Consider the following 18,965-nt stretch of genomic DNA (forward strand, 5'->3'; position numbering starts at 1 on the left):
CTGGTATGAAAGTTTTGTACCAATTGTTTGGATAATTAAGGAGAAGCCTATGCTAACAGATCTAGCGGCGGCATTTTTCTATTTGTTTGCTTTTATTATGCTAACAAGTGCAGTGATTGTTATTACAGCACGCAATCCTGTGCATTCTGTTTTATTTTTAATCCTTGCATTTTTTAATGCAGCGGCTTTATTTTTGCTTGCCGGAGCAGAGTTTTTGGGGCTTATTCTGCTTGTTGTTTATGTTGGAGCTGTCGCTGTTTTATTTTTATTTGTCGTTATGATGCTGGATGTTGACTTTGCTGAGTTAAAGAGTGGCGCTCTTCGATATGCGCCTATTGGAGCTCTTATTGGCTTTATTATCGCTGTAGAATTGATTGTTGTTTTTGTGAGTAGCCATTTTTCTCCAGTCTTAAGAACGCATGTTACGCAACCAATGCCAGATTTAGTACAGCGAACAAATACACAAGCATTAGGAGATATTCTCTATACGGATTATGTTTTCTATTTTCAAATTGCTGGAATAATTTTATTGGTTGCAATGATTGGTGCTATTGTTTTAACACTTCGTCATAAATCAGGAGTAAAGCGACAATCTATTGCGGAGCAAGTTTCTAGAACGGTAGAAAGTGCCATTGAGATTAAGCAAGTTGAATCAGGCAAGGGTATTTGAGGGGGCTATGGATATGTATATTGATATTACGCATTATCTCACTGTTTCTGCTTTAATGTTTACAATTGGTGTTGCTGGAATTTTTCTCAACAGAAAAAATGTGATTATTATTTTGATGTCTATTGAGCTTATATTACTTTCAGTTAATCTCAATTTTGTTGCATTTTCAGCATTTCTTCATGATCTCGTTGGTCAGATATTCGCTTTATTTGTTTTAACTGTCGCGGCTGCTGAAGCGGCCATTGGTTTAGCAATTCTTGTTGTTTTTTTCCGTAATCGTGGTTCTATTGCGGTTGAAGATGTTAACGTAATGAAAGGCTAACCAGTGATGTATTATACGATTGTCTTTCTTCCACTTTTGGGTTTTCTCATTGCTGCACTAGGTGGAAAAACGATAGGAGATCGTGCAAGTGAATTGATAACATGTAGCTTTATGGTGATTGTTGCCATATTGTCGTGGATAGCATTTTTCAATCTTGCACTTGGTCATACTCCAGCAATTGATGTATTAGTATTACATTGGCTCGCTGTTGGTAATTTAAGTTTTAATTGGGCTTTCCATATTGATACATTAACAGCGGTCATGCTCATTGTTGTAAACAGTGTTTCGGCATTGGTGCATATTTATTCAATTGGTTATATGCACCATGATCCTTCAAGGTCCCGTTTTTTTTCTTATCTCTCTCTGTTTACATTTATGATGCTTATGTTGGTGACATCCAATAATTTGATCCAGATGTTTTTTGGCTGGGAAGGTGTAGGACTTGCGTCTTATTTGCTTATAGGTTTTTGGTTTCAGCGCGATTCTGCCAATAAGGCTGCAATGAAAGCTTTTGTGGTCAATCGTGTTGGAGATTTTGGTTTTCTCTTAGGAATATTTAGTATTTTTGTTTTATTCCAATCGGTTGATTTTGCCTCTATCTTTGCAAAAGCTGCAGACAATAGCTTTATACAAAATATGACATTTTTAGGTTGGCAGCTTGAAGGACAGGCGGCACTTACCATTACATGTCTTTTATTATTTATTGGTGCGATGGGAAAATCAGCACAATTTCTTTTACATACTTGGCTTCCTGATGCGATGGAGGGACCAACACCCGTATCAGCACTTATTCATGCCGCCACAATGGTAACGGCGGGTGTTTTTATGGTTGCGCGTATGTCGCCAATTTTTGAACTATCTTCAACTGCTTTGACCGTGATTATTATTGTTGGCGCAACAACGGCGTTTTTTGCAGCAACTGTGGGGTTGGTGCAGAATGATATTAAACGTGTTATTGCTTATTCTACATGTTCTCAACTTGGGTATATGTTTGTGGCATTAGGTATTGGGGCTTATGGTGCTGCTGTCTTTCATCTTTTTACCCATGCTTTTTTTAAAGCCTTACTGTTTCTTGGTGCGGGTTCTGTCATTCATGCTGTATCTGATGAACAAGATATGCGAAAAATGGGTGGGTTACGCAAGCATATAAAGGTCACGTATTGGATGATGATGGTCGGGACCATTGCATTGACCGGTGTTGGAATACCAGGAACACTTTTCGGGACGGCTGGTTTTTTCTCAAAAGATGCGATTATAGAGTCTGCTTTTGCATCCCATAATATTGCTTCAGGATATGCTTTTTATCTTCTGGTTTTTGCTGCTTTATTGACAAGCTTTTATTCATGGCGGCTTATCTTTATGACATTCCATGGAAAACCACGGGCAACTGCTGATGTTATGCATCATGTTCATGAATCGCCTCCAGTGATGTTAATTCCACTCTTTATTTTATCTATTGGAGCAATATTTGCTGGTGTCGTTTTCCAACCTTACTTTTTTGGTAACCTCTATGATGCTTTTTGGAAGGGAGCATTGTTTACAAGCAGCCACAATCATATTCTTCATGATGCTCATAATGTCTTTAATTGGGTAAAATGGTCGCCATTTATAGCAATGGTTCTTGGTTTTATGTTCGCCTATTTGTTCTATATTTCTTTTCCATCTCTTCCCAAGAAAATGGCTCATATTATGCCAAGAGTATATCACTTTCTTTATCAAAAATGGTATTTCGATCAATTATATAACTTTTTATTTGTTCGTCCTACCTTTAGAATTGGTTCTTTTCTTTGGAAAGTGGGAGACGGTAAAATTATTGATGGTCTAGGTCCTAATGGTATTGCAGCACGTGTTGTTGATATTACAAATAGAGTTGTTCGGATGCAAACAGGCTATCTTTACCACTATGCATTTGCGATGCTTATAGGTGTTGCGATGCTTATTACATGGATGATGATCGGGGGCATAAACTAATGACCGATTGGCCTATTCTTTCTACGGTTACATTTTTACCACTTGTTGGTGTGCTTCTGATTTTGTTTATCAAAGATGATAGTGAAGCTGCGCGCCATAATATACGGAATGTCGCATTTTTTACGACGATATTTGTTTTTATTATTTCTTTAATTATTTGGATAGGGTTTGATTCTACCAATCCGAATTTTCAAATGGTTGAAAAATTTAGTTGGCTAGGGAATGGTATTAGCTATCATATGGGGGTTGATGGTATTTCTATTCTTTTTGTTGTTCTCTCGGCTTTTCTTTTGCCTTTCTGTATTTTAGCAAGTTGGGAGAATGTTAAAGAGAGATTAAAAGCTTATATGATTGCTTTTCTTCTTCTTGAAGTTACGATTATTGGAGTCTTTTGTGCTCTTGACGCAATATTGTTTTATGTTTTTTTTGAAGGCAGCCTCATTCCAATGTTTATCATTATAGGGGTGTGGGGTGGAGCCCGTCGTGTTTATGCAAGTATCAAGTTTTTCTTATATACTTTACTGGGGTCAGTACTTATGCTGGTTGCTCTTATGGCTATGTATTGGCAGGCTGGAACCCTTGATATACCAACTTTACTCAATTATCAGTTTCCTGCTCATATGCAAATGTGGTTATGGCTTGCATTTTTTGCTTCTTTTGCTGTTAAAATGCCGATGTGGCCAGTTCATACTTGGCTTCCTGATGCGCACGTAGAAGCACCCACAGCAGGTTCTGTTATTTTAGCGAGTGTCTTACTCAAATTAGGTGGGTATGGTTTTCTTCGCTTTTCTTTACCTATGTTTCCTATCGCTTCAGCAGATTTTGCGCCTTTTGTTTTTACATTATCACTTATCGCTATTATTTATACCTCATTGGTTGCACTTGTTCAAAGTGACATCAAAAAACTTATTGCATATTCCTCAATAGCGCATATGGGATATGTAACGATGGGTATTTTTGCTGCGAATGAACAGGGGATACAAGGGGCTATTTATCAGATGCTGTCGCACGGAATTGTTTCCGCGGCTTTATTTCTTTGTGTTGGGGTGATCTATGATCGCTTGCATACGCGTGAAATTTCAGCATTTGGTGGTTTAGTAAATAATATGCCCAAATATGCTGTTGTTTTCTTAATCTTCACCATGGCAAATGTCGGATTACCTGGAACTTCAGGATTTTTGGGTGAGTTTTTAACCTTAATAGGTGTTTTTCAAGTGAATAAATTGGTTGTTGTTTTAGCAACAACAGGTGTTATCTTGTCAGCAGCCTATGCTCTTTATCTTTATCGGCGCATGGTTTTTGGTTCCTTGGATAAAGAGAATTTAAAAGTACTGATAGATCTCTCTTCAAGGGAAAAATTTATTCTTTATCCGATGGTTATTCTTACAATATTCTTTGGTATCTATCCAACGCCTATTCTTAAAGTGACGGCGTTTTCCGTAGAAGCCCTCATCAATAAACTACACTAGATCAGGGAAGAATTCTCATGCAAAGTGAAATAATAACACAATTAGTCTTAATTCTTCCAGAGATTTTAATTGCATTAGGGGGGGTAATGTTGCTTATGATTGGTGTTTATTCCAATGCACGAGCTTCTCTATCAGTGACAGGTTTAGCCATGGCTCTTCTTGTGGCAACCATTATTATTCTCATCGTTTTTCCGAAAAGTGGTTCATTTCAAACCAATGCCCTCATTATCGATTCCTTTAGTCGTTATATGAAAATTTTAATGCTTATTGGCGCACTCTTTTCTCTTATCATGTCTGTTGGTTTTGCCAATGCGCAAAAATTCAATATATTTGAATTTCCAGTGCTTGTTCTTTTAGCAACTCTTGGCATGATGTTTATGATTTCAGCAGGTAATATGCTGTCGCTTTATATGGGGTTAGAACTACAATCCTTAGCTTTATATGTTTTAGCAGCGATTAATCGTAATAATGTAAAATCTTCTGAAGCCGGTATAAAATATTTTGTTTTAGGAGCATTATCTTCAGGATTACTGCTTTATGGTATTTCTTTGCTTTATGGTTTTACCGGTCAAATTGGTTTTCACGAAATTGCTCTTGCTTTAAAAGGTGAAAATTTACAATTGGGGGTTATTTTTGGAATTGTTTTTATTTTAGCTGGTTTGGCTTTCAAAATTTCTGCTGTTCCATTTCATATGTGGACACCTGATGTTTACGAAGGAGCTCCAACACCGATTACAGCATTTTTTGCTGGTGCGCCTAAAGTCGCTGCAATGGCTTTAATCATTCGTATTATTGTGATGACCTTCATTCCCCTAGGGCGTGTTGATAGCGCGATGCCTGCATGGCAGCAAATTTTGGTCTTCATGGCACTTGCATCAATGATACTTGGTGCGTTTGCTGCAATTGGTCAAAATAATATTAAGCGCTTAATGGCTTATTCGTCGATCAGTCATATGGGCTATGCACTTGTTGGTTTATCGGCTGGAGATATGCTAGGAATAAAAAGTGTTATTCTTTATATGACCATTTATCTTGGTGTCACTCTTGGCTCATTTGCTTTTATTCTTGGAATGCGCTCCAAGAGTGGCAATGTTGAAAATATTTATGATCTTTCAGGGTTAGCAAAGACAAATCCGTTTATGGCGATTGTCATGACAATACAGCTTTTCTCGCTAGCCAGTATACCACCTATGGCTGGTTTTTTTGGGAAGTGGTATACATTTTCTGCTGCTGTTCATGCTGGTCTGACACCACTTGCTATTGTTGGTATGATAGCGTCTGTCGTTGGCGCTTTTTACTATTTACGAGTCATTAAAATTATGTGGTTTGATGACGCAAAAGCGCATTTTGTTGCTTTATCAAATGAGCTTCAATTTTGTCTTGGCCTTTCTGCATTATTTATTTTATTTTACACTTTTTTTGGAATTTGGTTTGCCGAATTGGCAGAAAAAGCAGCCGCTGCGTTATTTTAATGAATATGGTTTATATTTTATCAGATTTTGCCAAGAAACAAGGATACACCGTTGAATCGTACGAAAGTGTTGATTCAACCAATCTCATTGCGCAACGAAAAGCGCAAACTGGTCATCAAGGTTATCTTTGGATTGTTGCACAAGAACAATCACAGGGAAGAGCGAGAAGGGGGAGGACTTGGTCTAGTCCAAAAGGGAACCTTTATTCTAGTCTATTGTTAATTGATGATATTGTTCATCAAACTGCTGCTCAACTTGGTTTTGTTGCTGGAGTTAGTGTGGCAGAGGCAATAAAACAATTTACAAAAGATGAAAAACAAACAAACAATATTGTGAGCTTAAAATGGCCCAACGATATTTTACTCAGAGGAGCGAAAAGCTCTGGAGTTTTGCTCGAGATTTTAAAATTGCCATCACAACAATATGCATTGGTTATTGGTATTGGAATAAATGTGAAATATAATTATGAAGATGCACCCTATCCCACTTCAAGCTTACAGAATATCGGTTTGCATGTTGAGGCAGAACAGTTATTTACGGTTTTGACGGAGTCTTTTTCTAGAAATTACCTTCTTTGGAAACAACCAAAAGGATGTGAAATAATCCGAAAGAAATGGCTTTTATATTCTGCTCACCTTGGAAAATATGTCAAAGTAGTGAATGATGACAAAATCGTTGAGGGTATTTTTAATGGTCTTGATCATGATTTTAACTGCATCATAAAACAAAAAAATGGTCAGACAGCCATTATAACAGCTGGAGATGTTCATTTTGGTTCGGCTGCTTCTGTTAATGCAGGTCGTTATTAAAAAAATTATTTTACCATCCGATTATCTTAATGATTTGGGAGATGTTTATGGTTGCAACCAATAGATGTGAATTTGTTTTTTTACCTCTGGGAGGTGTGGGTGAAATAGGAATGAATTTGGCTGCTTATGGATTTGGCTCCCAAAATCTTCGTGAATGGTTGCTTGTTGATATGGGCGTTAGTTTTGCTGGTTCTGAATTACCAGGGGCCGATCTTATTCTCCCTGATATTCGTTTTCTAGAAAGTGAAAAACATAATATACGTGGTCTTGTTTTAACACATGCACATGAAGATCATTATGGGGCTGTTCTTGATTTATGGCCAAAGTTACAAGTTCCACTTTACTGTACCGCTTTCACGGCAGGGTTATTGGAAAGTAAAAGGCAATCAGATTTTGAATCTCAAAAAATTTCACTCAATATTTTTCAAGCAGGGGATTGTTTTCAGGTTGGTCCCTTTGCCATAGAGGCTATTGCTGTTAATCATTCGATACCAGAATCTGTATCTTTAGCCATTACAACGTCTTTGGGGACTGTAATCCATACGGGTGATTGGAAAATTGATCATACGCCTTCATTGGGGGCTGTAACGGATGAAAAAAAATTTCGAGCTTTAGGCAATAAAGGTGTTTTAGCATTGCTTTGTGATTCCACAAACGCGTGTCGGGATGGTATATCTCCATCAGAGCAGCAAGTTCAAACCAGTCTTTCTGAGATTATTTCAAAAGCTGAAGGGCGTGTTGCAATAGCAACTTTTGCTTCTAATATTGGTCGGATACGTTCTATTGCTCTTGCGGCTGAAGCTGTTGGGCGTAAGGTGCTTGTCATTGGGCGTTCCCTTAAGCGAAGTATTATGGTCGCACAAGAGCTTGGTTATATGGATGGGTTAGCGCCATTTGTAACGGAAGATGATTATGGTTATATTCCACGAAAAGAACTTGTTTTAATTGTCACAGGAAGCCAAGGTGAGCCATGTGCTGCTTTGGCTAAACTGTCACGTGAGGGAATGAGAAATATTGCGCTTTCCACGGGTGATACTGTTATTTATTCATCACGAAGTATTCCAGGCAATGAAAAAGCAATTTTTGAGATACAAAATCGTTTCATCGATTTGGGTATTAAAGTTATTACGAATGAAGATGCACTTGTTCATGTTTCAGGTCATCCCCGTCGTTCAGAACTTCTCCAGATGTATGATTGGATAAAACCACAGATACTTGTGCCTGTGCATGGTGAGGCAATACATCTTACTGCTCAAGCTGCTTTAGCGCGTCAAGCAGGTATTAAAATTGTTAGAGATATTAGAAATGGCCATATGTTGCGTCTTGCACCAACGCCTGTAGAAGTTATTGATCAAGTTCCTGTTGGCCGTATTTATAAGGATGGCTGTCTTCTTGGAGATGAGTATGAGCTAGGAATTCGTGAACGTAGAAAACTAAGTTACGCTGGTCATGTTGCTGTTTCTCTCCATATGAATAGCAAGCATGAGTTATTAGATGATATCGGTTTCAGTATGTTTGGACTCCCTGAGAGTAATGGAAAGGGGGAAAAATTGAAAGATATTCTTTTAGAGGTTGTGGAAAATACAGTTTATAACATCCCACGCATGAAACGGAAAAATAATGAAGTCATTCGAGAGGCAACACGACGTGCAGTAAGAGCGGCTGTTCATGAAATTTGGCAAAAAAAACCTCTCTGTACAGTTTTTTTACATCGATCAAAATAAAGCATTTCCATATTACGTTATTTAAAAAGAGAAGAGTATTTTTATTTTATTGCTCAATAAGAAAAATAGAGAATAAAGCACAACAAATTTTTAAACGATAAGATCGTTATATTTGCAAGTATTCAGAATATGGCTATAGATGAATAGAGGGTATGTTAAATTGTTCCAATATGATAGATCTGTGTAGGAGTTAATTATTTCAATGCGTCTTTCTCAATATTTCCTTCCTCTTTTAAAAGAGAATCCTAAAGAAGCAGAAATTGTTTCTCATCGTTTCATGTTGCGTGCTGGGATGATTCGACAACAAACATCAGGGATTTATTCTTGGCTTCCTTTGGGAAAAAAAGTGCTTGATAAAGTTTGTAAAATTATTCGTGAAGAGCAAGAACGTGCGGGTGCAATAGAAATATTGATGCCTACAATTCAATCCACTGATCTTTGGCGTGAAAGCGGTCGTTATGATGATTACGGTTTGGAAATGCTCCGCATTAAAGATCGTCAAAAGCGTGATTTACTTTATGGTCCGACCAATGAAGAGATGGTGACAGATATTTTTCGCTCCTATGTTCGTTCTTATAAAGATCTTCCGCTTAATTTGTATCATATTCAATGGAAATTTCGTGATGAAATTCGCCCACGTTTTGGTGTGATGCGGGCACGAGAATTTTTAATGAAAGATGCTTATTCTTTTGATCTTGATTATGAAGGCTCTAAAACATCTTATAATCGTATGTTTGTGGCTTATTTACGCACTTTTTCTCGCCTCGGCTTAAAAGCCATTCCCATGCGTGCAGATACAGGTCCAATAGGGGGAGAACTTAGCCATGAGTTTATCATTTTGGCTGAAACGGGAGAGAGCGCTATCTTCTGTGATAGACAATTTCTTGAACTTAGCGTTCCCAACAGTTCAATTGATTTTAGTGATAAAGCTGTTTTAGATGATACTGTTAAACAATGGACATCTTTTTATGCCGCGACAGAAGAAATGCATGATGAAGAAGAGTGGGCTAAAATTTCTGAAGAAAATCGTCTTTCAGCGCGTGGTATTGAAGTTGGGCATATTTTCCACTTTGGTACTAAATATTCTGCCCCAATGGGGGCAAAAGTTATGGGACAAGATGGAAAAGAGCATGTGGTCTCTATGGGATCTTATGGGATTGGACCTTCACGTCTTGTTGCGGCCGCTATTGAGGCTTCTCATGATGAAAAGGGGATTGTTTGGCCAAAGTCGATGGCACCGTTCGATTTTGGGATTATCAATATGAAACCCGATGATGAAAACTGTACAAAGGCATGTGAGTTTCTCTATCAGGGATTAAAGGATGCTGGTTTTGATCCATTATTAGATGATAGAAATGAACGTCCTGGATCAAAATTTGCAACAATGGATTTGATTGGCTTGCCCACGCAAATCATTATTGGTCCTAACAGCATTGCACAAAATGAAGTTGAAATTAAAGATCGAAAAACAGGCGTAAAAAAATCTCTAAAGGTTGAAGATGTACTCAGCCAACTTTCTATACTTTAATAGGAAATGTTATGAAGAGGCTGAAAAATAAATGGTTTTCATCGTATGAGTGGATGATTGCTTTTCGTTATATGATTCCCAATAAAAAGCATGTCGTTGCATCTGTTATTTCAATTATTTCTCTTATTGGGATTATGTTGGGCGTATTCGCTCTGGTTGTTGTTATGTCGGTGATGAATGGCTTTCGTACAGAACTTCTCAATCGTATTCTTGGTATGAATGGGCATCTTATTGTTCAAACCGTTGATTCTGGTTTTTCTGATTATAGGACTCTTATTTCTTCTTTAGAATCTAAAAATGGAGTGAAGTTTGCTTTGCCTGTTATTGAAGGTCAAGCGCTTGTTCAAGGTGAAGTTCAAGGGGGTTCTGGCGCTTTAGTTCGCGGTATGCGCAAACAAGATCTAGAAAAACTTAAAACAGTCTCTCAAAATATTAAATTAGGATCGATTTCTCGGTTTGATCAAGAAGAAGGTGTTGCAATTGGAAGTGGCTTAGCAGAAAAATTGGGGCTTACAGTTGGGAGAGATCTCCGTATTATTACCCCCGATGGTGATGAGACTCCTTTTGGTGTTACACCACGTGTAAAAGCTTATAAAGTCGTTGCTATTTTTGAAGTTGGTATGTCTGAATATGATTCAATATTTGTTTTTATGCCTCTCCATGAAGCACAAATGTTTTTTAATTTGGGAGATAAGGTACAGTCTTTAGAATTATTTCTAAACGATCCTGATGCTGTTGATCAAATAAAACCCGTTGTAGAAAAAGCAGTTGATCAACAAGTCTATTTAATTGATTGGCGTACACGCAATCAGGCCTTTTTTTCAGCCTTACAGATTGAAAGGAATGTCATGTTTTTCATTCTTTCTCTGATTGTTCTTGTTGCTGCTTTAAATATTATTTCAGGCCTTATTATGCTTGTAAAAGATAAAAGTCATGATATCGCAATTTTACGCACGATGGGTGCTCAACAGAGTGCTATTTTGCGTATATTTATCATCACAGGAATGATGATTGGTTTTATTGGAACGATATTGGGCTTAATTTTAGGTATTATCGCAACCGCGAATATTAATCATATCCAAGACTTTATATCTTGGTTATTTAATGTCGATGTTTTTAATCCTCAACTTTATTTTTTAACAAAATTGCCTGCACAAATTGAATGGAAACAAACTGTTTTGGTTGCTATCATGGCTTTATTCTTGTCATTTATTGCGGCTTTCATTCCGGCATGGCGCGCCGCTAAGCTAGATCCCGTACAAGCCTTGAGGTATGAATAATGACAGCGATTTTAGAGCTTGTAGAGATTGAAAGACGCTTTTTTGAGAGTCATAAGCCGCTCATTGTTTTAGATAAAGCAAATTTTATTCTTAATCGTGGAGAGCTTGTTGCCCTTGTCGCGCCATCTGGTGCTGGAAAATCAACACTTCTTCATATTGCAGGGTTATTAGAAAAACCAACAGCTGGTGATGTGATATTACGGGGGGTTTCTTGTGCAAAGCGCTCTGATAGTGAGCGAACAGCTATTAGACGAAATGATATTGGTTTTGTCTATCAATTTCATCATTTGCTTCCAGAGTTCACGGCTTTAGAAAATGTCATGATACCGCAAATGATAGCAGGATTTAAAAAGTCCATCGCAGAAGATCGTGCGCGTAAATTATTGACGTATCTGCGCATTTCTCATCGTGCTAACCATCGTCCCTCAGAGTTATCGGGAGGAGAGCAACAACGTGTTGCTATTGCACGTGCCGTAGCAAATGGTCCTTCGGTTCTTTTGGCTGATGAACCTACAGGAAATCTTGATCCCGTAACTTCAGCTTATGTCTTTCAAGCTTTATCTGTCCTTGTTCGACAGTCTGGTCTTTCTGCTCTTATTGCAACACATAATTATGCTTTGGCGAAGCAAATGCATCGTCGAATCACACTTAAAGAACAGAAGATTATTGAACTTCCTTAAAGGCAAGGTACAAATTTATACGACTAATTGAATGGTTTATATTACTTTATTCAAGGAGACTTTTTATGACAGTTTTTGTCAACGACAAAAATCAATTGGATGCGCGTCGTCGTCGGTTGATTTTTCGTGCATGGCATCGTGGTATTCGTGAAATGGATCTCATTTTTGGACATTATGTTGATGCTCATATCACTGGGATGAATGATAAAACGCTCTCTGAACTTGAGTATATTATGTCTTTTGATGATCGCGACTTACTCGCATGGATTACCGGAGAAATTTTACCACCCTCTGAAATTGATAGTCCACTTTTTCGTGATATTGCCAATTATCATACTTACTTAACTTATTGATTTCGATGCCTATATTTAAAAAAATTGTTATTCCCCAAAATAGTTCTGTTCATATGATTTTTGATGGCGTTACTGATGGATTTGAAGCCTTTGCTCTTGCTAAATTAAGTTCAGAAATTGCACAAGGTAAACCACTTATCTATGTTGTTCGAGACGGAACAAAAATTGCGCATTTACAACAAGTTTTAAATTTTATTGAGCCCAATTTGCCCGTACTTCAATTTCCTGCATGGGATTGTTTACCCTATGATCGCGTGTCACCAGGAATTGCTATTATGGCACGTCGCCTATCAGCATTGGCACGCATGGCCAATTTACGTCAAAATCCACATCCTGCAATTATATTAACAACAGCAAATGCAATTATGCAAAAGTTGCCTCCCCGTGAAATGATAGAAGCTCAGCTTATTCACGCACATGTTGGCCAGCGACATAACATGGGGCATTTAATTCAATTCCTAGAAACCAATGGTTTTGAACGCGTTACGGTTGTTCGTGATGTTGGTGAGTTCGCTGTAAGAGGAGGAATACTTGATATCTTTTCTCCTATGGATATTGAACCTTTACGTCTTGATTTTTTTGGAGATACCTTAGAAAGCATCCGCGTATTTGATCCAGAAAGTCAAAGGACAATACGCCAAAAAACTGAACTTTTATTACAGGCAATGAGCGAAGTTGTTTTGACAGCTGAATGCATCAATCGTTTTAAAAGCAATTATACCCGTACATTTGGTGTATCACAAAAAAATAACATGCTTTATGAAGCAATTGCTCAAGGTCGGCGTTTCGCTGGTATGGAACATTGGCTCCCATTTTTTTATGAAAACCTTGATACTTTTTTTGACCATTGTGGCAATTTACCGCTTGTTTTTGAACATCTCATAGAAGAAGTCTTCATTGAACGCTATCGCCTTATTAAAGACTATTATAACGCGCGTAAAGAGCGCGAAAATGATAAAGAAAATACGACTTCTTACCACCCGATAGATCCTAGTCTTCTCTATTTAACGCCAAAGCGTGTTTTGGAATGTGTGCAACAATCTTCACAGCGTATTGATTTTTCGCCTTTTAATATTCCACAAAGTTTGGAACAAACAGTTATTCACACTAATGTTAAGCAAGGATATGATTTTGTAAAAGAGCGTAATGCGCAAGAAAAAAATGTTTTTTCAAGTGTTATTGATCATATCGTATCTTTACGCGCTGCTGGCAAAAAAGTACTTTTAGCGTGTTGGAGTGAAGGATCTCTTAATCGTTTGGTACAAGTCCTTGACGAGCATGGATTGAAAAAAATAGATGTTGTAAAATCCTTGCAAACTGTCAAAGCAACACCACGAGATCGCATATTAGCAGCTGTTATCATGATAGAACATGGTTTTGAGGCTGAAGATTTAGCGATTATAGCAGAGCAAGATATTTTGGGCGATCGCTTCATAAGATCACCAAAGCGGCGTAAGAATAATACAAATTTTATTTCTGAAATTTCTGCTTTAAATTCTGGTGATATTGTTGTGCATATCGATCACGGTATTGGCCAATTTGTTGGTTTAAAAACTATCACAACCACTGGAATTTTGCGAGATTGTCTTGAAATTAAATATGCTGGAGGTGATTTACTCTTTTTACCTGTTGAAAATATTGAGCTTCTCTCACGTTATGGCTCAGAAGGAACAGAGGTAACTTTAGATAAATTAGGGGGTGTTGCTTGGCAAGCACGTAAAGCTCGGCTTAAAAAACATTTATTAGAAATGGCAGGGCAATTAATCCGTATAGCTGCGGAGCGTGCAACCTGTACTGCGCCTGCTTTACTTCCACCAGTTGGACTATTTGATGAGTTTGTTGCATGCTTTCCTTATGAAGAAACAGAAGATCAAATGAACGCTATTGATGCCGTTTTGGATGATTTAGCCTCAGGAAAGCCGATGGATCGCTTGATATGCGGTGATGTTGGCTTTGGAAAAACCGAAGTGGCTATTCGAAGTGCTTTTGTTGCAGCATTAAATGGATATCAAGTTGCTATTGTTGTACCGACAACTTTACTTTCACGTCAACATTACAAGACGTTTATTTCTCGTTTTCAAGGATTACCGGTTAAAATTGGTCACGCTTCAAGGCTTGTGAAAGGGAAAGAACTTGCACAAGTTAAAAAAGGTATTTCAGATGGTACAATCGATATCGTCATTGGAACCCATGCATTATTAAGTGGTGCAGTCAATTTTTTACGCTTAGGCCTTCTTATCATTGATGAGGAGCAACATTTTGGTGTAAAACACAAAGAGCGTTTAAAAGAGCTTAAAAGTGATATTCACGTTCTTACACTTTCAGCAACCCCCATACCACGAACTTTAGGATTAGCATTATCAGGAGTCCGTGAACTTTCATTAATTACTACTCCACCCATTGATAGAATGGCAGTTCGTACTTTTATTTCACCATTTGATGCACTTGTTATACGCGAAACTTTGCTTCGAGAATATTATCGTGGTGGACAAAGTTTCTATGTTTGTCCTCGTATTTCTGATCTAGCTTTTGTAGAAGAATATCTCAAAACACATGTTCCAGAACTTAAATTTGTTGTGGCTCATGGACAAATGCCGGCTGGACAACTTGATGATATTATGAATGCATTTTACGATGGGCAATATGATGTTTTGCTATCGACAACCATTATTGAATCCGGTCTTGATATTCCAACAGCCAATACATTAATTGTGCATCGCGCTGAGATGTTTGGTCTTTCAGCACTCTACCAGTTACGAGGGAGGGTAGGGCGCTCAAAACAACGTGCTTATGCACTCTTTACGTTTCCTTCTGGTAAAGTTTTAACACCTGCGGCTGATCGTCGTCTTAAAGTATTACAATCTCTTGATACATTGGGGGCTGGGTTTCAATTGGCAAGTCACGATATGGATATTCGTGGTTCAGGTAATTTTTTAGGTGAAGAACAATCAGGACATATCAAAGAAGTTGGATTTGAACTTTATCAAAAAATGCTTGAAGAAGCTGTTGCTGAATTAAAAGATGGAGAGCTAAGAGAGGATAAGCAATGGTCACCTCAAATCTCACTCGCTACAACCGTGATGATTCCAGAAAGTTTTGTGCCTGACTTATCATTACGTATGGGGCTTTACCGACGCTTGACAGAACTTGAGAATTTAGAACAGATTAATGAGTTTGCAGCCGAGTTAATCGATCGCTTTGGTCCTTTACCCCTTGAAGTTCAACACATCCTTAAAGTTTTTCATATCAAAACCTTGTGTCGAAAAGCACATGTAGAAAAATTGGATGCTGGACCAAAAGGTATAGTCATACAGTTTCGCAATAACTATTTCGCCAATAGTATTGCTCTTGTTCAGTGGGTGGGGAAACAAGGTTCAATGGCAAAAATTCGCCCAGATCAAAGTATCGCTCTTATTCGGGATTGGACTACCGTTGATGAAAGACTTATTGGAGCAGCAACGATTATGACACAGCTTGTAGAAATGGCAGAACAACATTCTGTTTAAAGCAGTTTCTCTACTTTTTAGAATTATTCCTTATTTTTATAAAATTATTCTATGAAAATAACAACTTATTGATTTGTTTATAAGAATAAAATCTAAGTTTATAGTAAAAGAATCCCTTGCATATTGATTTGGAGTTTTTATTATAACACGTATTGATATAATAAGAAAAATAGCTTAGATTGCACAACTACAATAATAGCATTTGCATAGGTGTAGTTTGACAGTAGGTTTTGTACTAAGTGGGATTAGGTGGGATTAGGTAGGAATACGTGGTAATTTGTTGTTTTTATGGTTATTTTTTACCATTAAATGCGTGTTTTGTCAAAATAGATTTTGACACCTAAAATTGTAAAAAAGAGCTAAAATCAGAAAAAAGTGCGTTTTAAAGGTAAAAATGAGAGAAGGCTTTGAAAGGTCTTTGAAAACCCTGTGAAAAATTTTGAAAAGTCTGTGAAAGCCCAGAAAACCGCCTTTGAAGACCCTGTGAAAAAAATCACTCCAAAAGTTCAATTGATTCCAAAATCAGCCAAAAATAACCAAAAAACCAAAAAAGATTTTCACCTATTGATGATTATCTATTTTTAGAGGCAATATATACTTATTAATCAAATGGTTATATTATTTTTTTAATGTAAAAAGATTTTCATATCGATTTTTCATATTAAAGGGGCATTAAGCCGTATTTTGTGTAGTTTCTAGATGTACTCTTTCAGCCTCTATTTGACGCTTTAAATGCAATTTTAGAAGAGGGAAAGTCGCTTCGACTTCTTCCATGTCGTTGATGTCTTGAACAAGCTCTTGCAACTTTATACAAAGCTCTGCCGCTAATTCCGCTATATCTTCAGGGGGGAGTTTTATATTTGCATCGCGATAGGTTGTGTAAGCTATGCGACCAAGCTTTTTCATCAATCCAGCAGGGATAGTTTGTGGTTTAAAACCTGATGCTTTCGCTTTTACCATGTCACTAAACATTTCGCCTTCTCCAGTGAGAAGCCAATGAAAGTCTACGCCATAAATTTTATGATAGGCAATTGCGATAGATGCTGGTGGCTCATTTATGCCAAGCTCATAATTTGCAAGCGTATTTTTTGCCAAATTAAGAGATTTGGCAAAAGCACCACGTTCTTCGTTTCCGAGGATTCGTCTTATTTCACGTAGGCGTTTTGCCAATGGTGTTTTAGGTTCTGTTTCTAAACGTGCCAAAAAAATACCCATTAAGACCATTTTTCGGGTTGACAAACCCGTAAAATGGTTTTAACTGTTATTACCGCCCGATATAGAGGGCAGATATTTTACAATTAACCCCACAAAAAACGGATGGTTTGAGCATCCGTTTGAAGCAGGAGCGAAGTTTATGACAACCACCCAAACATGCATTCAAGTATGGGATCGCCATAGTATTTTAGCTGAGCTACGCCGCCGTAATATGACCTTGGCGGAGCTCGCGAAAGCTTATCAACTCTCGTCATCCAGTGTTCAACATATCTGGACACGGTCTAACGAGAAAGCTGAACGTGCTATTGCCGATTTTATCGGTTTGCCCGTCGAGCAGGTGTTTAGTGACCGCTACCCCAAAAGTCGCCGTCGCATTTTTAAAGCAGCAAAACATGCCAATACAGATTCGCGTGCGCATTCTACTTTGCGCGGAAATGCCGCTTGAGCTTTGTTACACGGCTTTGCGTTTTTGCGCATTTGCCATGCATTTAGATACCATAAGATAAAGAGGTTTATCAATGTCTAAAGATCAATACGAAATGGGCAAGATAAATTGCATAGAGTTGCATCATGGAACAGCCGTTTGGACGGGTTGGTTTTGGCGATTAGGGGATGGTTATGGTTGCAGCTTATAATTTATGGATGCCAGAGGCAAAAAGAGAAATTTTTAATCCTTATTCAGAAGCTGAGCGATTACAAATGATGCTTTCCTGTTCTTTAAAAGCAGTGAGTGGAGGCTTTCGACATATACCGATCCGGTATGTTATTGATCCCCCGCATGGCTTATTTGATGCGATATTAGCACGGCAGATTGCGATTCATATTTTGCATTATCAATTTGAGGTGCCGCGGCGGCGTATTGTTGCCATGCAAGTACGGAAGCAGACTGCTATCTTTCTTGCTTTACAAGTGATTAACCGGCGTTTGGAAGAACCCGTTTTTGCGAAAGCTTATCGAAGATGGGCAGGGCGTGCGATGGATTTGTTCTTTAAAGAGATCAGAAAGGTGGGGGCGTGATGGCACAGTTTCAAAAGCTTGCTCTTGATGTGATTGTGGTGCCGGAGCGTATACGCCCTGTAGATGATGAGCATGCTAAGGCACTTGCACAATCAATGGCGCGGGAGGGGTTGATGAACCCTATTACGGTGCGCCATACGCCCAATGCGAAAGAGGGCAATTACACACTTATTGCTGGTGCGCATCGGCTTCGTGCTGCTGAGCTTTTGGGCTATAGTGACATTGATGCGGTTGTGGTGCAGGCTGATAAGGACAATGCCGCGCTTTTAGAAGTGGCTGAAAACCTCTTTCGCAATGAATTGTCTGTTATTGACCGCGCGCTTTTTGTCCAGACTTACCGCGAATTGTGGGAAAAGAAGTATGGGGAGATTCAACGTGGCGGTGATCATGGTAATCAATATACAAAGGACAAAGTGGCAAAGGGTAAAGTTTACCCTTTGCCAAATGATGGTTCTTCAGAGCACCATGAAACTGGGTGTGAAGGAGACGAAGTGGCAAAGGGACAAGTTGTCCCTTTGCCAAAAGATAGTTCTTCAGAGCATAATGAAACTGGGTGTGAAGGGGACAAAGTGGCAAAGGTGCAAGTTGACCCTTTGCCAAATGGTGGTGACTTAAATGGCAAAGTGCAAAGTTTGCACTTTGCCAAACATGTGGCAGATCGCATTGGTTTATCGAAGGAATCGGTGAAACTCCTCAATCGCATTTCCCAGCATTTACAGCCGGAGTTGCGGTCTGTTTTGCGTGGCACGGCATTGGCGGATAATCAAGCGCAGTTGTTGAAATTAGCGAAGATGGAGCCGGTTGCGCAACGGCGGGTGGCAATTGCTTTGCAACAGGTTGAGGGGGATTTACGGCGGGCTGTTGATTTGGTCAATGGGATTAATACGCCTCCGCAAATTAATGAGCAGGAACGGATTTTTGCGCAGTTATTAGGGGTGTGGCAGAGAGC

16 protein-coding genes are annotated in these 18,965 nt (G+C 38.5%); 15 read left to right on the forward strand and 1 reads right to left on the reverse strand.

The annotated features are described in order from the left end of the window. Window positions 1-49 precede the first annotated feature (49 nt). The 12 genes from PVV57_RS05390 (at window position 50) to mfd (ending at window position 15,784) form a co-directional block, all read left to right on the forward strand. On the forward strand, window positions 50-670 hold the full coding sequence (locus PVV57_RS05390) for an NADH-quinone oxidoreductase subunit J (RefSeq protein ID WP_273718304.1): 621 nt from the start codon (window positions 50-52) through the stop codon (window positions 668-670). A gap of 13 nt (window positions 671-683) precedes the next feature. Continuing rightward, a complete protein-coding gene (nuoK, locus tag PVV57_RS05395; protein WP_273718306.1) occupies window positions 684-992 on the forward strand; it encodes an NADH-quinone oxidoreductase subunit NuoK in 309 nt (102 codons plus the stop codon). Window positions 993-998: 6 nt separating this feature from the next. Then, on the forward strand, window positions 999-2,963 hold the full coding sequence (nuoL, locus tag PVV57_RS05400) for an NADH-quinone oxidoreductase subunit L (protein ID WP_273718308.1): 1,965 nt from the start codon (window positions 999-1,001) through the stop codon (window positions 2,961-2,963). Then, window positions 2,963-4,432: an NADH-quinone oxidoreductase subunit M gene (locus tag PVV57_RS05405; protein ID WP_273718310.1), complete on the forward strand. Its 1,470-nt coding sequence runs from the start codon at window positions 2,963-2,965 to the stop codon at window positions 4,430-4,432. The genes nuoL and PVV57_RS05405 overlap by 1 nt, the downstream gene beginning before the upstream one ends. A gap of 17 nt (window positions 4,433-4,449) precedes the next feature. Next, entirely contained in the window at window positions 4,450-5,904 is a 1,455-nt protein-coding gene (nuoN, locus tag PVV57_RS05410; RefSeq protein WP_273718311.1) for an NADH-quinone oxidoreductase subunit NuoN, read from the forward strand. After that, the gene (locus tag PVV57_RS05415; RefSeq protein ID WP_273718313.1) at window positions 5,904-6,713 is read left to right on the forward strand and encodes a biotin--[acetyl-CoA-carboxylase] ligase; all 810 of its coding nucleotides are present in this window, start codon (window positions 5,904-5,906) and stop codon (window positions 6,711-6,713) included. The genes nuoN and PVV57_RS05415 overlap by 1 nt, the downstream gene beginning before the upstream one ends. Window positions 6,714-6,760: 47 nt before the next feature. After that, window positions 6,761-8,437, forward strand: coding sequence for a ribonuclease J (locus tag PVV57_RS05420; RefSeq protein WP_273718315.1), 1,677 nt, complete (start codon window positions 6,761-6,763; stop codon window positions 8,435-8,437). A gap of 202 nt (window positions 8,438-8,639) precedes the next feature. Continuing rightward, complete coding sequence (gene proS / locus PVV57_RS05425) at window positions 8,640-9,965, forward strand: proline--tRNA ligase (protein WP_273718316.1); 1,326 nt, start codon at window positions 8,640-8,642, stop codon at window positions 9,963-9,965. Between the two features lie 11 nt (window positions 9,966-9,976). Next, window positions 9,977-11,245, forward strand: coding sequence for a lipoprotein-releasing ABC transporter permease subunit (locus PVV57_RS05430; protein ID WP_273718318.1), 1,269 nt, complete (start codon window positions 9,977-9,979; stop codon window positions 11,243-11,245). After that, window positions 11,245-11,925: an ABC transporter ATP-binding protein gene (locus PVV57_RS05435; RefSeq protein ID WP_273718319.1), complete on the forward strand. Its 681-nt coding sequence runs from the start codon at window positions 11,245-11,247 to the stop codon at window positions 11,923-11,925. The genes PVV57_RS05430 and PVV57_RS05435 overlap by 1 nt, the downstream gene beginning before the upstream one ends. Before the next feature lie 65 nt (window positions 11,926-11,990). Next, window positions 11,991-12,278: a succinate dehydrogenase assembly factor 2 gene (locus PVV57_RS05440; RefSeq protein WP_273718321.1), complete on the forward strand. Its 288-nt coding sequence runs from the start codon at window positions 11,991-11,993 to the stop codon at window positions 12,276-12,278. A 5-nt stretch (window positions 12,279-12,283) separates the two neighbouring features. Next, window positions 12,284-15,784 carry a transcription-repair coupling factor gene (mfd, locus tag PVV57_RS05445; RefSeq protein ID WP_273718323.1) on the forward strand — a complete coding sequence of 1,167 codons (3,501 nt, stop codon included), beginning with the start codon at window positions 12,284-12,286 and terminating at the stop codon, window positions 15,782-15,784. Between the two features lie 672 nt (window positions 15,785-16,456). Here the strand turns inward: mfd and PVV57_RS05450 are convergent. Further along, window positions 16,457-16,987 (reverse strand): helix-turn-helix transcriptional regulator, encoded by a 531-nt coding sequence (locus PVV57_RS05450; protein WP_273783609.1) that lies wholly within the window; start codon window positions 16,985-16,987, stop codon window positions 16,457-16,459. Between the two features lie 151 nt (window positions 16,988-17,138). Here PVV57_RS05450 and PVV57_RS05455 point away from each other — a divergent pair, with 151 nt between their 5' ends. From PVV57_RS05455 to PVV57_RS05465, 3 genes are all read left to right on the forward strand, one after another. Beyond that, window positions 17,139-17,444 (forward strand): helix-turn-helix transcriptional regulator, encoded by a 306-nt coding sequence (locus PVV57_RS05455; RefSeq protein ID WP_273783612.1) that lies wholly within the window; start codon window positions 17,139-17,141, stop codon window positions 17,442-17,444. Window positions 17,445-17,617: 173 nt separating this feature from the next. Then, window positions 17,618-18,016 carry a hypothetical protein gene (locus PVV57_RS05460; protein WP_273783613.1) on the forward strand — a complete coding sequence of 133 codons (399 nt, stop codon included), beginning with the start codon at window positions 17,618-17,620 and terminating at the stop codon, window positions 18,014-18,016. Beyond that, window positions 18,016-18,965, forward strand: a 950-nt coding sequence (locus tag PVV57_RS05465) for a ParB/RepB/Spo0J family partition protein (protein ID WP_273783615.1), incomplete at its 3' end; no start/stop codon positions are given. The genes PVV57_RS05460 and PVV57_RS05465, both read left to right, overlap by 1 nt.

Origin of the sequence: Bartonella sp. AU15XJBT, assembly GCF_028618615.1 — a bacterium.
Lineage (GTDB): Bacteria > Pseudomonadota > Alphaproteobacteria > Rhizobiales > Rhizobiaceae > Bartonella.

Coding starts and splice junctions, on each gene's coding strand:
- PVV57_RS05435 (WP_273718319.1), top strand. CDS start 11,245: ATGACAGCGATTTTAGAGCTTGTAGAGATTGAAAGACGCTTTTTTGAG.
- PVV57_RS05390 (WP_273718304.1), top strand. CDS start 50: ATGCTAACAGATCTAGCGGCGGCATTTTTCTATTTGTTTGCTTTTATT.
- nuoN (WP_273718311.1), top strand. CDS start 4,450: ATGCAAAGTGAAATAATAACACAATTAGTCTTAATTCTTCCAGAGATT.
- PVV57_RS05420 (WP_273718315.1), top strand. CDS start 6,761: ATGGTTGCAACCAATAGATGTGAATTTGTTTTTTTACCTCTGGGAGGT.
- PVV57_RS05440 (WP_273718321.1), top strand. CDS start 11,991: ATGACAGTTTTTGTCAACGACAAAAATCAATTGGATGCGCGTCGTCGT.
- PVV57_RS05405 (WP_273718310.1), top strand. CDS start 2,963: ATGACCGATTGGCCTATTCTTTCTACGGTTACATTTTTACCACTTGTT.
- mfd (WP_273718323.1), top strand. CDS start 12,284: ATGCCTATATTTAAAAAAATTGTTATTCCCCAAAATAGTTCTGTTCAT.
- PVV57_RS05460 (WP_273783613.1), top strand. CDS start 17,618: ATGGTTGCAGCTTATAATTTATGGATGCCAGAGGCAAAAAGAGAAATT.
- PVV57_RS05430 (WP_273718318.1), top strand. CDS start 9,977: ATGAAGAGGCTGAAAAATAAATGGTTTTCATCGTATGAGTGGATGATT.
- PVV57_RS05455 (WP_273783612.1), top strand. CDS start 17,139: ATGACAACCACCCAAACATGCATTCAAGTATGGGATCGCCATAGTATT.
- proS (WP_273718316.1), top strand. CDS start 8,640: ATGCGTCTTTCTCAATATTTCCTTCCTCTTTTAAAAGAGAATCCTAAA.
- nuoK (WP_273718306.1), top strand. CDS start 684: ATGTATATTGATATTACGCATTATCTCACTGTTTCTGCTTTAATGTTT.
- PVV57_RS05415 (WP_273718313.1), top strand. CDS start 5,904: ATGAATATGGTTTATATTTTATCAGATTTTGCCAAGAAACAAGGATAC.
- nuoL (WP_273718308.1), top strand. CDS start 999: ATGTATTATACGATTGTCTTTCTTCCACTTTTGGGTTTTCTCATTGCT.